Annotated in this window: 11 protein-coding genes and 2 riboswitches; of the genes, 3 read left to right on the top strand and 8 right to left on the bottom strand. The window is 48.4% G+C overall.

The genetic code is table 11. The features are described from left to right. Positions 1-101: 101 nt before the first annotated feature. The 5 genes from G7035_RS15130 to gcvH form a co-directional block, all read right to left on the bottom strand. Positions 102-1247 carry a mannitol-1-phosphate 5-dehydrogenase gene (locus G7035_RS15130; RefSeq protein ID WP_019688291.1) on the bottom strand — a complete coding sequence of 382 codons (1146 nt, stop codon included), beginning with the start codon at positions 1245-1247 and terminating at the stop codon, positions 102-104. Continuing rightward, positions 1244-1678: a PTS mannitol transporter subunit IIA gene (locus G7035_RS15125; RefSeq protein ID WP_016819053.1), complete on the bottom strand. Its 435-nt coding sequence runs from the start codon at positions 1676-1678 to the stop codon at positions 1244-1246. Before G7035_RS15125 ends, G7035_RS15130 begins: the two co-directional genes overlap by 4 nt. Beyond that, the gene (locus G7035_RS15120) at positions 1675-3753 is read right to left on the bottom strand and encodes a BglG family transcription antiterminator (RefSeq protein WP_019688292.1); all 2079 of its coding nucleotides are present in this window, start codon (positions 3751-3753) and stop codon (positions 1675-1677) included. Before G7035_RS15120 ends, G7035_RS15125 begins: the two co-directional genes overlap by 4 nt. A gap of 82 nt (positions 3754-3835) precedes the next feature. Then, on the bottom strand, positions 3836-5314 hold the full coding sequence (locus G7035_RS15115) for a PTS mannitol transporter subunit IIBC (RefSeq protein ID WP_019688293.1): 1479 nt from the start codon (positions 5312-5314) through the stop codon (positions 3836-3838). A gap of 418 nt (positions 5315-5732) precedes the next feature. Beyond that, positions 5733-6131: a glycine cleavage system protein GcvH gene (gcvH, locus tag G7035_RS15110; protein ID WP_016819056.1), complete on the bottom strand. Its 399-nt coding sequence runs from the start codon at positions 6129-6131 to the stop codon at positions 5733-5735. A 408-nt stretch (positions 6132-6539) separates the two neighbouring features. Beyond that, a riboswitch (glycine riboswitch) is annotated at positions 6540-6613 on the top strand. A 13-nt stretch (positions 6614-6626) separates the two neighbouring features. Next, positions 6627-6723, top strand: a riboswitch (glycine riboswitch). Positions 6724-6802: 79 nt separating this feature from the next. On the opposite strand from gcvH, the gene gcvT reads away from it, so the two are divergent. From gcvT to gcvPB, 3 genes are read left to right on the top strand one after another with little or no spacing between them, the layout of a single operon-like run. Continuing rightward, a complete protein-coding gene (gene gcvT / locus G7035_RS15105) occupies positions 6803-7984 on the top strand; it encodes a glycine cleavage system aminomethyltransferase GcvT (protein ID WP_230877308.1) in 1182 nt (393 codons plus the stop codon). A 41-nt stretch (positions 7985-8025) separates the two neighbouring features. Beyond that, entirely contained in the window at positions 8026-9381 is a 1356-nt protein-coding gene (gcvPA, locus tag G7035_RS15100; protein ID WP_019688295.1) for an aminomethyl-transferring glycine dehydrogenase subunit GcvPA, read from the top strand. Next, complete coding sequence (gene gcvPB / locus G7035_RS15095) at positions 9378-10874, top strand: aminomethyl-transferring glycine dehydrogenase subunit GcvPB (protein WP_019688296.1); 1497 nt, start codon at positions 9378-9380, stop codon at positions 10872-10874. Before gcvPA ends, gcvPB begins: the two co-directional genes overlap by 4 nt. Positions 10875-11002: 128 nt before the next feature. Here gcvPB and ptsP read toward each other — a convergent pair whose 3' ends face one another. From ptsP to ptsG, 3 genes are all read right to left on the bottom strand, one after another. Further along, positions 11003-12715 (bottom strand): phosphoenolpyruvate--protein phosphotransferase, encoded by a 1713-nt coding sequence (ptsP, locus tag G7035_RS15090; protein WP_016819060.1) that lies wholly within the window; start codon positions 12713-12715, stop codon positions 11003-11005. Then, the gene (locus tag G7035_RS15085) at positions 12708-12983 is read right to left on the bottom strand and encodes an HPr family phosphocarrier protein (RefSeq protein ID WP_007431597.1); all 276 of its coding nucleotides are present in this window, start codon (positions 12981-12983) and stop codon (positions 12708-12710) included. The genes ptsP and G7035_RS15085 overlap by 8 nt, the downstream gene beginning before the upstream one ends. Positions 12984-13093: 110 nt before the next feature. After that, entirely contained in the window at positions 13094-15139 is a 2046-nt protein-coding gene (gene ptsG, locus G7035_RS15080) for a glucose-specific PTS transporter subunit IIBC (protein WP_016819061.1), read from the bottom strand. Positions 15140-15319 lie beyond the last annotated feature (180 nt).

The following is a 15319-nucleotide window of genomic DNA, read 5'->3' as shown; positions in this document are numbered from 1 at the left end:
AAAATCCTCTTGAAGTTCAACTCTACAGAACACTTTTGTGCTCATGTAGATGTTTTGTCTTCAAGAGGATTATCAAAATAAGTGCGTGTTATTGCGTTGTTTTACGAACTTATAATATCATATTGCTCCAATATCTGCCGATGTAACGGGTCATCTGCAGGTATGGACGTATAACGTGTCAGCGCTTCACTCACCCCTTGGCTGCGAATCACCTGCTGAAGCTCAACCGCTTCGGGGTCTTCTGTAATATCAAATTTACAGGCGGCAGCCATTCCCAACGCCAGATGATCGGTCGGGATACCATACTCCTGCGCTTGCAGCGCGGGACGTACAAGACGGTCATTGGGAGACAGCTTGCGCAGCGGTGAACGTCCGACCCGAGTAACCTCGTCTGTCAGATTAGGATTGCGGAAGCGATCCAAAATTTTAGCGATGTACTTCTTATGCTCCCCTTGATTCAAACCGAAGCGCTTTACAAGCACCGCTCCTGTTTCCTCCAGCGCCCCGTGTATGGAGTCCACCACCTTGGTATCCTTCATGGCCTCCTGGATCGTGGCATAACCTGCGACATAACCAATATAGGCTGCCACGCAATGGCCCGTATTCACCGTGAACAGCTTGCGTTCAATGTAAGGCTCCAGATCCTGCACGTAAAGAATGCCTTCAATCTCTTGATGATCAGGAGCCATTTGCGAGCGATCCACAACCCACTCGTAAAAAGGCTCTACCTGCACATGCAACGGGTCCTCATGATGCTGAATCGGCACAATCCGGTCTACAGCGGCATTGGGAAAATAAACCGAAGCCTCTGCCTTGGCACGAGTCGCCTCATCCAGTAGCGCAAAAACATGCTCTTTCAGTTGGGCGCTGCCTCCAATTGCATTTTCGCAAGCAATCACATGCAGCGGGCCTGCCCCTCGCTCTACCCGCCGCGCTATGCCCTCGGCAATACCTGCTGCAATATGCCTGAGGATGCTAACTCCTACCGCGGTCGTGACCAGATCAGCATGGTCTACCGCGTCTGCTACAGCCGATGCATCTCTGCCGTCAATCGCGGTTACATTCGTAACTGTCTCCGTATCCTTCGTGTCATTCGCCAACTCTACCGTATACTGCTTGCGGCGGCGTAACTCAGATACAAGGGTCTCGTTGACATCTGAAAAGACAACCTCATAGCCTGCACGCGACAAAATCAGCCCAATAAAGCCACGACCGATATTTCCTGCTCCAAAGTGAACGGCTCTCATAACTCCAGCTCACTTTCGAACAGATCTATAATTTCCTGTGGAGCCACTGCGTTGCGAAGTTTGTCCATATTCTCTTCCTCCGCACATACCACAGCGATACTCGTCAAAATCTCCATATGATCGCCGCCTTGGGCTGCAATACCGATCACCATGTATGCTTTTTCTTCCCCGAAATCTACGCCTTGCGGGAACTGAACGATGGAGATGCCAGTGGATTGAACAAGCGTCTTGGATTCCTTGGTACCATGTGGAATAGCCAGCCCGTTCCCAATATAGGTGGATACGATCTCCTCGCGTTCAAGCATCTTGTCAATATACTCACTTGTAATATGTCCTGCATCCAGCAGAATTTGTCCTGCCATACGAATCGCCTCATATTTGTCTTTGGCGGTTGCGTTCATTTTTATTTTGTCTATCGTCATAATACTCACGTTAGATTCCTCCCTGTCCCTAATTTACTGTGGAAAAATTCAGCCAGCTCACTCGATATATAATTGGCAATCTGATCCCTGCTACCGTGTTCCAGTAGCGTAATCATGTCTTCCTGCAACAGTAATGCACTAATCTCGCTCAATACCTCCAAGCTTTCTTTCGGCAACTCACGAGGTCCCAACATCAGCAGAACGCATTCTACCTGCTCATCTACATCCGCCAGCAGCGGCTCAGCCAGCCTATACAAGGTCAGCGAAGGCTGGCGAACATAGGGACTGCGCGTATGAATCAAAGCAACGGAGGTATCAGAAATCACCTGACTCCCTTGACGCTCTCTTTCTACAAGTTGTTCAGCAACAACAGAAGGCTCTGTGACATTTCCCCGCACTGCCTCCAACATGCAGATAGCCTCTATAGTGGCTGACATATCCATCCCTTGATTTTCCAGCGGGTATACTTGAAATTGCTGTACAATGTGTACAATCTCCTCAAGGCTTTTCCGTAGACCAGTAAGCCACTCCATGCCCTGACTAGGCAGAACAGCCTGTTCCTGACGATGGTCATTGAGTTGATTGAGTGTAATATGCTGGATGAAATGACGCAGACGGTCACTCTCCTCTTGCGTTAGCAGCGGGCTGATTTTGAGATATCGATCCGGTTCAAGCGGCAGCTCCACTGTCGAAATGATCAGATCATAATCCTCCTTGGGAATTCGCGTCGCCTCGTACCATGAGGCCCTATCCACGATTTTGATCTGTGGCAGCTCCTTGGCCAGTCTGGTTGCCAGAAGTCTGGAAGATCCAATCCCGCTCGTGCAGACTACGATCGCCCGCACCTCCCGTTGCAACTGTCTCAGCCGCTCCAGCGAAGCGCCAAAATGCATGACCAGAAATCCGATCTCTTCATCTGGTACTTCCATTTCGGTCATATCCGCCGCAGCCTTTTTGACCGAATCGAATAAACTGCCGTAATCCTTGCGGATTTGCTGAAGGAGGGGGTTGCGGATGGACCTCCCTTCCCTCAAACGTTTGAATACTGGAGTCATATGGGCAATCAGCCCTTCACGCAGAACGCGGTCCTCTGCAAGTGGTGTGCCAGTCTCTGCCTCCACACGACGAATCAACTCATGAACCGACTCCAGCAGTACAAGATCATCCAGTGGCAGCAAGCGGGTGGAATGATCCTCAGCATCACGGAACAGCAGCCCGAAATAACATCGCTCCGATTCTGGAAACTCAATATCCAGCGCTGCTGACAATTCTCCACATATGCGTTCCACCATAGCTGTGCGCAGCATGATATTCTCCTCTGAATCTGTTTTCGAATACGAGAGACGATGATCTACAACGTACCCGAGTCGTAGACGTGCCAGTGACACGCAAATTTGAATCAGCAACTCCATATATTTGCTTTCCACCATGTTTTTCAGCCATTGATCATGAGGCTGCCAGAGGGCGTTCTCCACGGTTAGCAAGTTCTCCCTGCCCATCATCTCCAGCAACTTTTCAGTGACACGTGTCACCGGACGAAGCTCCTCACGACCGGAAAACAGAGCCGATTCATCCAAATATTCGAGAGCCAGCTCAGAAATCGCCCGTCTTTTGTCTATCTCCCGTCCTGTAATCTCGACACCGTATCCCCGTCTGCGCACTAGCACGAGCCCTCGATCTGCAATCCAGCCTCGTAATTCGTCCAGATCATGACTGACCGTAGTTACTGTGACTTTCAAATCCGATGCCAGCGCCAGTAACTTGATCGGCTCCTGTGTATCCAGCAGCATGCACAGCACTACAATCTTTCTCTCCTCAGCCGAGTAATCGTCTGACTTCGTTTGCAGCAACTGCTCCCGTAGACTTGCAAGCTGATTCGGGTCGGCATCCACATAGATACCGATCCCTGATTTTTTCTCCAGCTTTACCTCATGAGCCGCCAACCAGCACTCGACTGCGCCAAGTTCCCGATGGACCGTCCTTGTGCTGACATTAATCTTCTCGGCAATTTCTCCGGCCGTAACCTCATGGGGCTGCTCCAAAAGATACTCCACGATGTCAGATTGTCGTTTCGTAATATTCATAAGCGCATACCGTTCCTTCCCAAGCTCTATTCCCTTTCAGCAGGAAATACAAACTGTACACAGACGGCTGACTTTATAGGGATTAAGAGTCGGATTTCAGACGGTCAACCAGCGCTTCGTATTCAGGGCTTTTCAGAAAATTGTCAATGGAAATGTGCTCAGCATTCGGGGCTACCGTTTTAGCCCGGTCTGTTAATGTTTTTTGCGTAATGACAATGTCTGCATCCTGTGGAATTTCACTGATTGCCGTATTCGTTACCGTAACGCCCACGCCCGCCTGTTTCATTTTTTTGCGTAAAATTGAAGCTCCCATGGCACTTGAACCCATACCTGCATCACAGGAAAAGACAATTTTGTTCACTTCGGATTTATCCTTGAGCATTCGATCTCCGGCAATCTCAGCAGCACGATCAGATGCGTGGTTATCTTCCATTACAGTGGCGTTAGCACTTGCACCCTTGCTTTGATTTTTCATATCTTTCAGGCGGGATGCAGCTTCCTCCAGCCCCTCTTCCTTTTGCTTACCTGTCTTGAGCAATACTGCGGCAACAGCAAAGGATACGACTGCAGCAGCGATTACACCGCTCAGCATCGGCAAATACCCGCCTTTTGGTGTCATCAGGAAATAAGCAATGATACTGCCTGGTGAAGGAGCAGCAACCAGTCCGGCACCTGTCAACATAAAACAGAAGGTTCCCACAACGCCCCCTGCTATAGCAGCGAGAATTAGAATCGGCTTCATCAAAATGTAAGGGAAATAAATTTCATGAATCCCGCCGAAAAAATGAATGATAACTGCACCAGGAGCAGACGACTTCGCAGAGCCTTTACCGAACAGGCAATAGGCCAGCAAAATGCCGAGCCCCGGACCAGGATTGGATTCAAGCATGAACAAAACGGATTTTCCTGTTCTTGCAGCTTCCTCCAACGCAATCGGGCTCAATACTCCGTGATTCAATGCGTTGTTAAGAAATAATACTTTTCCGGGCTCAATAATGAGGTTGACAAGCGGCAAGAGCCCTGCATTTACGAGAAACTGTACCCCTGTCGACAATACTTGGCTGATGGTTTGAACGACCGGACCGATCGCTACATGCGCTAGCAGTGCTAGAATGGCACCGATAATCCCAGCCGAGAAATTATTGACCAGCATTTCAAAGCCTGATCTGACTTTGCCTTCAATGGCCTTATCGAACTTCTTCAATATCCATGCAGCCAGCGGACCAGCTACCATCGCACCCAGGAACATCGGGATATCGGCCCCCACAATGACACCCATCGTCATAATGGCACCGATCACACCTCCGCGCTGTCCGTGAATCATCGTGCCTCCTGTGTAACCGATCAGCAGCGGCAGCAAATAATTTTTCATCGGATCAACCAGTTGTGCAAAACCCTCGTTCGGGAACCACCCGGTCGGAATAAAGAGTGCTGTAATTAATCCCCACGCAATAAAGGCTCCCATATTCGGCATCACCATACCGCTGAGAAAACGGCCAAAACGTTGTACGGCGACACGAGCGCCACCGTTTGGACTGGACTTTGTGTCCACTGTGCTCATATTCATATCCTCCTTGTGAGTAAATAGCATCACTACCTTTTCTTAAAATTCATACTAAATGACAGCGCTATCTTCATCAACGAAATGAAAACGTACTTTCGTCATGAACGTTGATGACAATATTTAAATTTAAAATAACGTATTATACCTGCATAATTCTTCTTAATATGAACGATAACAATAGAAATTAGTCGAAAAAACAGTGCTGTAAATCTGCACCTTATGTAGAGGAGCTCACCTCTAAATCTAATAATCGACGTAATTACGCCTTCTAAAAGACAACAAAAAAATAGCCGCCATGTCAGATCATAGCGACTATTATATACACAAAACGAGCGGACTAACGATGCTTTTATTCAATTCAATATCCATATAAAAATTTAGAATAAAGCGCTAATATTCCATCTTATATTGCTCATTATTGTTCATCCGAAATCAACTGCTCGTACTGATCCGCAGACAGCAGCTTGCTCAGAGCTTCCTCGACATCATTGCCCATCTCTACTTCAATCATCCAACCCTTTTCATAGGGAGATTCATTCACCAGCTCAGGTGTGCTTTCCAGAGCTTCATTTACTTTCAATACGGTTCCCGCCACCGGAGCAAAAAGGTCGGATACGGTCTTCACCGATTCAATTGTACCAATCTCTGCCCCCTGTTCAATCGTTGCTCCCGCCCCAGGTAATTCCACAAAAACAATATCACCCAGTTGATGCTGTGCAAAGTCTGTAATGCCGATCCGCAACGTCCCGTCTGCTGTGCGCTGAACCCACTCATGTTCGTCTGTATACCAAAGTTCCCGTTTCACTTCACTCATCCTGCTTTCGCCTCACTTCCACATGAATAAAATGCTTTTAATCACCTGTATTAGACAGGTTAAGATTATGACAACATGAACACTCATGTCAATAATACTAACAAAAATACTTCATGTTATCTCATATAGCATAGAATATTAAAAAATGATAACTTGTAACAAACGCTTACATATCCTTATTTATACATTAAATGTTTTTTGGATTGTTTTATATGACATTTTTATTGACATTTTGAATGAATTTGCGTATTAATGGGTTATAGCAAATGCTTTTGGAAATACCCCGACAACTGCAAACGCGGATGAACGCGGAGGGAGAGACTACCCAAAAGATTCGCATAGCTGTTGTCGTTTCTGAGACAGTTGTGCACGCGAACTCGGATCAAGTTGTTACCTGCAAAACCGGGTAACCTACCGTTGATCCAAAAGGTAGCGCCGAAGGAGTAAACTTGCATTGCAGGTGAATCTCTCAGGCAAAAGGACCTCTGCCGGACGCATCTCTGGAGAGCATTCGCGATTAGAGCGGATCACCCAAGGGGAAACCTGGTTCACACCGGGGTAACTTTCTGGTATCAAGGACAGAGCTGAAAGAAGAGTATGGACTGCCGTCTATACGTTTCTTTCAGCCTGTCTTTTTTGTTTAGCCGATTACACTGGATAGGAGTGAAAAAATGTCTAATTTGCGAAGAACACCATTATTTTCGTCCTACGGGACGCAGCCCGGGGTTCGTTGTATTGACTTTGGCGGGTGGGAGCTTCCCGTTCAGTTTAGCGGCATCCAAAAAGAGCATGAGGCCGTCCGGCAACGCGCGGGTTTATTCGATGTCTCGCACATGGGCGAGTTTTTGGTTGAGGGCAAAGAAGCCGAGGCTTTTTTGCAATGGGTAACCACGAATGATGTCAGCCAGTTGGAACCGGGCCAGGCACAATATTCACTCCTGTGTTACCCCGATGGAGGCGTAGTGGATGACTTGCTTGTATACTGCAAAGGACCAGAGCGCTACATGCTCGTTGTGAATGCCTCCAACATCGACAAAGATTGGGATTGGCTCATGCGCCACGTACCTGCATCGGTTCATCTGGAGAATGTGTCTGATGCGATCGCATTGCTGGCATTACAAGGACCGGAAGCAGCACATATTGCCGCAGCCGTGACAGATGCAGATATTACGAATCTGGCATCTTTCCGATTCCATGAGAACGTGCAATTGTTCGGAGCAAAAGCACTCGTCTCCCGAACCGGATATACCGGGGAAGACGGTTTTGAATTTTATATACCTGCTGAGGAAGCACCCGCCGTGTGGAATGGTTTGCTTCGTTGCGGTGAATCGTATGGGCTAATTCCCGCTGGGCTTGGTGCTCGCGATACACTGCGGTTTGAGGCACGGCTGCCGCTGTACGGACAAGAGTTATCTGCCACCATTTCACCGCTTGAGGCTGGTTTAGGTTTCTTCGTCAAGCTGAATAAAGGAGATTTTATCGGCAGAGAAGCACTGCAACACCAGAAAGAACAAGGAATTCCTCGCAAGTTGATCGGGCTGGAAATGATTGACCGCGGTATCCCGCGCGCTCATTATCCAGTCTTCGCGGAAGGCCAACACATTGGTGAGGTCACAACGGGGACTCAATCGCCCACCTTGAAGCGTAATTTGGGGCTAGCCCTGGTGGACAGTCGTTTTAGCACCCTATCTACACCGTTAGAGGTCGAAATTCGAGGTAAACGCCTGCGTGCGGAAGTGGTCCCAGCCCCTTTTATAAACGGTCACGCTGATCTTAATCCTCTTCACTCTAAAAAAGCGATCATGTCAGATACGAAATTCTGGATTTTCCAACTACGATTATGTATTAGCTAATTTACTATCTAAATTTTGCTTTTCGAAAGGAGCCAGAACTTATGAAGCAGCATCGCTATCTCCCCATGACCGAACAAGATCAAACCGAAATGCTGCGTGTGGTGGGCGTATCATCCATTGATGATTTATTCAGTGACATTCCAGAGGCAATTCGATACCAAGGGGAACTCCCTCTTTCCTCTCGGCTCGACGAAAGAGCCCTAACTCGCCACATGGCCGAGCTGGCCGGGCACAATGCCAATACAGATACACATGCCAGCTTTCTTGGTGCAGGTATTTATGATCATCATATTCCGTCCGTCATTCAGCACATCACCTCACGTTCCGAATTTTACACAGCCTACACCCCCTATCAGCCGGAAGTAAGCCAGGGCGAGCTGCAAGCCATTTTTGAATTTCAGTCGTATATTTGCGAATTGACAGGCATGGCAGTAGCTAATGCCAGTATGTACGATGGAGCGACAGCTCTGGCGGAAGCGGGCTCACTGGCCGCCGCAGCCACGCGCCGTAAACAGCTTATTGTATCAAGGTCTGTCCATCCAGAGGCACGCCAGGTATTGGCAGCCTATGCGCGCGGATTGGACTTGGACATCGTGGAGATCGGCTGTTCGGACGGCGTAACGGATGTCGATGCGCTTGCCGCGGCCGTATCGGAACAGACGGCGGCTGTCTTGATCCAAAGCCCCAACTTTTTTGGAGCCGTGGAAAATCTGAAGCCGATGGCTGACCTGATCCATGCACACAAGGGGCTAATGGTCGTCAGTGCCAACCCATTGGCACTTGGCTTGCTGGAGGCGCCCGGCAAGCAGGGCGCGGATATTGTTGTAGGAGACGCGCAGCCGCTTGGGATCTCGTCCTCCCTCGGCGGTCCGACCTGCGGTTACTTTGCCGTTTCTCAGGCACATATGCGTCGTATCCCTGGGCGTATCGTAGGCCAAACCACAGACCGTAACGGCAAACGCGGCTTCGTGCTGACCTTGCAAGCGCGGGAACAGCATATCCGCCGCGAAAAGGCCACGTCTAACATTTGCTCCAATCAAGCGTTGCTTGCATTATCTGCATCTGTGTACTTGTCCGTCATGGGGAGACAGGGCATCCAGGAAGTAGCCGAGCTGAATTTGCATAAAAGCCGCTATGCGTTAGAACAATTGCTGAGCTTGAAAGGCGTAACTGCCTCATTTCACGCACCGACCTTTAACGAGTTTGCCCTTAGGCTGCCTGAAGGTACGGATGTGAGCCAACTTCAGGACAATCTGCTAGCTGCCGGATTTATCGCAGGCTATGATTTGGGCCGGGACTATCCGGAACTTGCGGGTCACATGCTGATTGCCGTGACGGAGCAAAGAACCAAAGAAGAGATTGACCAATTTGTACACACCTTGGAGGGATTGCTATGACACACACCGGACCGGACCAGAAACAAGAGCTGTTGAAGGAACACGATCAAGCGCTCATTTTTGAATTGAGCCGTCCGGGTCGCATCGCTTATTCCCTTCCCGAGTGCGACGTTCCTCGTCGCCCGGTGGCAGAGCTTTTGCCGGATTATGCGCTGCGCAGCGAACCTGCGGCATTACCCGAGGTATACGAAGTAGATGTTATTCGCCATTATACCGCCCTGTCCCAGCGCAACTTCGGCGTCGACAACGGGTTTTATCCGCTTGGCTCGTGTACGATGAAATACAATCCAAAAGTGAATGAGGATGTCGCCCGTTACGCAGGCTTCGCTAAAATTCATCCATATCAGCCGGAGAATAGCATCCAGGGGGCTATGGAGCTGCTGCATACGCTCCAAAACGATCTGGCTGCGTTGACCGGCATGGATGCCGTCACGCTCCAGCCCGCTGCTGGCGCCCATGGCGAATGGACCGGGCTGATGATGATTCGCTCGTACCACGAGGCACGTGGTGAGCGACGTACCAAGGTGCTCGTGCCGGATTCCTCGCACGGTACGAACCCCGCCAGTGCAACCGTCGCGGGCTTCGAAACAATCACCCTTCCCTCCACCCCTGAGGGGCTGGTGGATCTGGACGCGCTCCGCCAAGCGGTAGGCAACGACACCGCTGCGCTCATGCTGACCAATCCGAACACGCTGGGCTTGTTCGAGAAGCAAATTACTGACATTGCCGCGATCGTGCATGACGCAGGTGGTCTGCTTTACTATGACGGGGCAAACTCCAATGCCATCATGGGGATTACCCGCCCCGGGGACATGGGCTTCGATGTGGTGCATCTCAATTTGCACAAAACGATGAGTACTCCGCACGGTGGAGGCGGCCCTGGCGCTGGACCCGTCGGCGTAAAGCAGCGGCTGATACCCTATTTGCCCAAGCCGTTTGTCGTACGTGATTCGCAGGGTGTGTACCGCTGGGATCGGGAGCAGGGAGATTCTATTGGGCGGGTCAAAGCCTTTTACGGAAACTTCGGCATTCTCGTCCGAGCCTATGCCTATATCCGCAGCTACGGTCCTGATGGCTTGAAGCGAGTGTCCGAATGCGCTGTACTCAATGCCAACTACATGATGCATCGGCTGGCTCCGCACTTTGACCTGCCTTATCCTGGGCATTGTAAACACGAATTTGTCATGTCGGGGCGAGGTTTGAAGAAATTTGGAGTACGCACGCTGGATGTAGCCAAACGATTGCTTGATTTCGGTTACCATCCGCCTACCATTTATTTTCCGCTAAATGTAGAGGAATGCATCATGATCGAGCCGACGGAAACAGAAAGCAAAGAGACGCTGGATGCTTTTGTCGACACTATGATTCATATTGCGCGCGAAGCCGAGGAGAACCCTGAGCTGGTGCTCAATGCACCCTATACCACTCCAGTCACACGCCTGGATGAAACCACTGCAGCCCGTAAGCCTGTGCTGAATTGCGCATGTAGTTAAGGTTAAATTCAAACACAACCATCCAAAGCATACAAAAAAGCCGGTATCTGTTGAGATACCGGCTGCTGTATGTATACAGCAATTTTTGTTGGAAAAAGATATAACCTTTGAAAATGTGATACCCTTCCTTATGCTTCGATGCTTTGAACCAATTCAACAACCTGCTCGGCTGTTTGCATATCCAGAGCTTTTGCAGCCAATTTCTCCATGTCCGCACGGGACAACTTAGAGATTTGACTACGTGCTGGCAGAATGGAAGTTGCGCTCATGCTGAACTCATCCAGTCCCAGACCCAGCAGCAACGGAATTGCTGTTGTGTCTCCTGCCATTTCACCACACATACCAACCCAACGTCCTTCACGGTGAGCGGCATCAATAACCATTTTCACCAGACGCAAAATGGATGGATTATATGGTTGATACAGGTAAGAAACCCGCTCGTTCATACGATCCGCTGCCATGGTGTATTGAATCAGATCGTTAGTACCGATACTGAAGAAATCCACTTCTTTTGCGAATTGGTCAGCCAATACCGCTGTGGAAGGAATTTCTACCATGATGCCCAGCTGAATTTCTTCAGATACGGATACACCCTCGGCTACCAACTTTTCTTTTTCCTCCAACAAAACAGCTTTAGCTTCACGGAATTCGTTCAGCGTAGCAATCATTGGGAACATAATGCGCAGGTTACCGTGCACGCTTGCACGCAACAAAGCACGCAATTGAGTGCGGAAAATATCCTGGCGATCCAGACACAGACGAATAGCACGGAATCCGAGGAACGGATTCATTTCTTTCGGCAGATCCAGATAAGGAAGTTCTTTATCTCCACCGATGTCCAAAGTACGGACTACAACCGGTTTGCCTTCCATTCTTTCCAGAACCGTTTTGTAAGCTGTATATTGTACTTCTTCGGATGGGAGCTTGTCGCGTCCCATGTACAAGAACTCCGTACGATACAAGCCAACGCCTTCACCACCGTTGTCTAGAACACCAGCTACATCGTTAGGCGTACCAATATTGGCTGCCAGTTCGACATGGACACCATCGACGGAAACCGTAGCTTCGCCGCGCAGCTTACGCCACTCTTCGCGTTGCTTGTCATATGCCACTTGTTTAGCGCGGTATTCTGCAACGATTTCTTCGGTAGGATTCACGAACACGTGACCATCCAGACCATCGACGATAATCAAATCGCCGCTTTTAGCTTGAGACAATATATTTTTTGTTCCTACAACAGCAGGAATTTCTAATGAACGAGCCATAATAGCCGAGTGTGAAGTGCGTCCGCCGATATTCGTTGCAAAACCCTTAACAAATTCACGGTTCAGCTGAGCTGTGTCGGAAGGTGTCAAATCTTCTGCAAGTACAATCGTTTCTTCGGCAATTTCTGCAGGGCTGACAAAATGAACACCAAGCAGATGATTGAGCACCCGTTTGGTTACATCACGCATGTCCGATGCGCGTTCTTGCAAATATGCACTTTTCATGTTCTCAAACATGGAAATAAACTGTGTAGCTACTTCATTCAAAGCATAGTCAGCATTAAGCTGCTCGTCTCTGATTTTAGCTTTAACCGGATCGATCAATTCAGGATCATTCAGAATGAGGAGGTGAGATGCAAAAATTTCTGCTTTTTTCTCACCCAGCTCACGAAGCGTTTTCTCCTTAATCGATTCCAATTCGGTTTGAGATTGTGCCAAAGCCGCATCCAATCTTGCGATTTCAGCTTCAACATCACCAACCGCGCGTCTCTCTACAGCGTAATTCGGATGCTCCAAGATAAACGCCCGGGCAATGGCTATGCCTGCCGAAGCGGCAATCCCGGAAATTTTAAGCATGAATTTCGCCCAGCCCTTCGTTAACGATTACATTTTCAAGAGCTTTCAATGCTTCAGCAGCTTCAGCGCCTTCGCAGATAATGTTAATAGTATCCCCTTGTTCCAGACCAAGAGACAATACACCCAGAATGGATTTCAAAGTTACTTTTTTACCGTTAGCTTCGGCGAAAGATTCAGCACCGCTGAATTTGTTAGCTGTATTTACCAGCGCAGTTGCAGGACGTGCATGGATACCGTCTTCATCCGTAATTCTAAAAGTTGTTTGCATAATTTGTTCCTCCCACTTTCCTAAAAATAATATTTGTTTACACGCAGCATACCAGATAATTGATCAGACGGCCTAAGCCGCCTAATCAACTAATCCGAAACACATAGAGTTTATTTTATCGTAATTATACCATCTTCGCCAGCCTTCAATACTCCAGTTTTGTTTAAAGTTACCGAAGATCCTTCTGGAAGGTTGGTAAAAATGACAGGTGAGATGATGGATTTAGCGTTTGCCTTCACGTATTCCAGGTCTACTTTCATAATAGGCTGGCCGGCTGACACAAGATCGCCTTCGTTCACCAAAACGTCAAATCCTTGACCTTTAAGCTTCACTGTATTCACCCCGATATGAACAAGCACTTCTTTACCACCATCGGATTGAATACCAACCGCATGCTTGCTTGGGAATACATTAAATACTTTACCATAAACAGGAGAAACAATGGTTCCATCATTTGGCACAACTGCAAATCCATCACCTGTCATGCGTTCTGCAAAGACCGGATCGGGAACGGTCGAGATGTCAACCAATTCACCGTTTACTGGCATCACGATATCTTCCACAACGATTGTTTGCTTTTGTTCTCCGGCTTCCTTTTCCTCTTGTGGAGCTGGTTCTGAAGGAGCAGGTGCAGGTGTACGTCCTGCCATGATATCAGCCATTTGGGTTTTAATCGTATCGGAACGGGTACCGAAGATCGCCTGTACATTGTTACCAACTTCAAGGACACCTGAAGCGCCAAGTTGTTTCAGACGAGCTTTATCCACGTTTGATTTTTCATTAACTTCGATCCGAAGACGTGTAATACATGCATCCAGATGCTTGATATTCGATGAACCACCGAAAGCAGCCAAAATGTTATGTGGAAGCTCGTCACTGCTACCGCTTGCTGCACCCTCCACATTATCTGTAGCTTCTTCACGTCCTGGTGTCTTCAAGTTGAATTTCCGTATGATGAATCGGAATCCGAAGTAGTAAATAACCGCCAAAATCAGACCGACGATAATTACATACCACCATGGCGTACGGGTTGGAATAATCCCGAATATCAGGAAGTCAATAAATCCACCTGAGAACGTCATACCGATTTTAACATTCAAAATTTGCATCGTCATAAATGACAAACCTGCAAATACACAGTGTACTGCAAACAGCAATGGAGCTACGAACAGGAAGGAAAATTCCAGTGGCTCCGTAATACCTGTCAGGAACGAAGTCAAGGCAGCTGAACCCATGATACCTGCTACATATTTTTTGTGTTCCGGTCTTGCTTCATGATACATCGCAAGTGCTGCTGCCGGTAATCCGAACATCATGAATGGGAACTTACCTACTTGGAACGTACTTGCTGTCAGTGCCACGCCGTCGCGAAGCTGATTGAAGAAGATCTGCTGGTCACCGTGAATGGTTTGACCTGCTTTGTTAACATATTCACCAAACTCAAACCAGAACGGTGAGTACCAGATGTGATGCAAACCAAACGGAATGAGCGCACGTTCGATAACCCCGAACAGGAACGCCGACAAAGTCGGGTTGGAATACACCATAAAGTGAGATACTGCGTTAAGCCCTTGTTGAACTGGGGGCCAGATCAAAACCAGTGCCAGTCCGACAATCAGTGAAGATACTGCCGTTGCAATTGGAACAAAGCGCTTACCCGCAAAAAAGCCCAGGTACGAAGGAAGCTCGATTTTGAAAAATCGGTTGTACATAGCAGCGGCCAGTATACCGATGATAATCCCGCCGAACACCCCGGTTTGAAGTGTAGGAATACCCAACACATTCGCATAACCCGGTACTTTTTGAGCAATCAGACCAGGTGTAACACCTACAGCTGTACCCAGCGTAATGTTCATTACGAGGTAACCGATGATCGCAGCCAAACCTGCTACACCTTCGCCGCCCGCCAGACCGACGGCTACGCCGACTGCAAACAACAGCGCCAGATTATCAAAAACAATTTGTCCGGCGTTCATCATGATTGTCGCTACCGATTGAACCCAGCCCGCATTTAACGCAGGGATGTACTGGAGAAAATCAGGATTGACCAGCATGTTGCCGATACCCAATAAAAGCCCCGCAGCTGGCAAAATGGCTACTGGAAGCATTAACGCTTTACCGACACGCTGTAAAACGCCGAAAAGCTTTTTGAACATACCTTCCACATCCTTCTCTGAAATTTAGAACAGAGGCAAAACAACAAAAAAGGCATGAGCCGATTTAAGTATGTTTGAACACAACCTTGAGATATAGCATACCCCAGTAGGCTGTAAACAATCATAACTTAAAACAACTCATGCCTGATCGAATCAGTAACACGTTAAAATGTTTAGTTG

This window comes from Paenibacillus polymyxa, assembly GCF_015710975.1.
GTDB lineage: Bacteria > Bacillota > Bacilli > Paenibacillales > Paenibacillaceae > Paenibacillus > Paenibacillus polymyxa.
Note: the sequence above shows the minus strand (reverse complement) of the source record. Positions and strands in the feature narration are given on the sequence as shown.

What these genes read in the sequence shown, in the direction of transcription:
- G7035_RS15130 (WP_019688291.1), bottom strand. Translation starts at nt 1,247, where the DNA reads ATGAGAGCCGTTCACTTTGGAGCAGGAAATATCGGTCGTGGCTTTATT.
- G7035_RS15120 (WP_019688292.1), bottom strand. Translation starts at nt 3,753, where the DNA reads ATGAATATTACGAAACGACAATCTGACATCGTGGAGTATCTTTTGGAG.
- G7035_RS15115 (WP_019688293.1), bottom strand. Translation starts at nt 5,314, where the DNA reads ATGAGCACAGTGGACACAAAGTCCAGTCCAAACGGTGGCGCTCGTGTC.
- gcvH (WP_016819056.1), bottom strand. Translation starts at nt 6,131, where the DNA reads ATGAGTGAAGTGAAACGGGAACTTTGGTATACAGACGAACATGAGTGG.
- gcvT (WP_230877308.1), top strand. Translation starts at nt 6,803, where the DNA reads ATGTCTAATTTGCGAAGAACACCATTATTTTCGTCCTACGGGACGCAG.
- gcvPA (WP_019688295.1), top strand. Translation starts at nt 8,026, where the DNA reads ATGAAGCAGCATCGCTATCTCCCCATGACCGAACAAGATCAAACCGAA.
- gcvPB (WP_019688296.1), top strand. Translation starts at nt 9,378, where the DNA reads ATGACACACACCGGACCGGACCAGAAACAAGAGCTGTTGAAGGAACAC.
- ptsP (WP_016819060.1), bottom strand. Translation starts at nt 12,715, where the DNA reads ATGCTTAAAATTTCCGGGATTGCCGCTTCGGCAGGCATAGCCATTGCC.
- G7035_RS15085 (WP_007431597.1), bottom strand. Translation starts at nt 12,983, where the DNA reads ATGCAAACAACTTTTAGAATTACGGATGAAGACGGTATCCATGCACGT.
- ptsG (WP_016819061.1), bottom strand. Translation starts at nt 15,139, where the DNA reads ATGTTCAAAAAGCTTTTCGGCGTTTTACAGCGTGTCGGTAAAGCGTTA.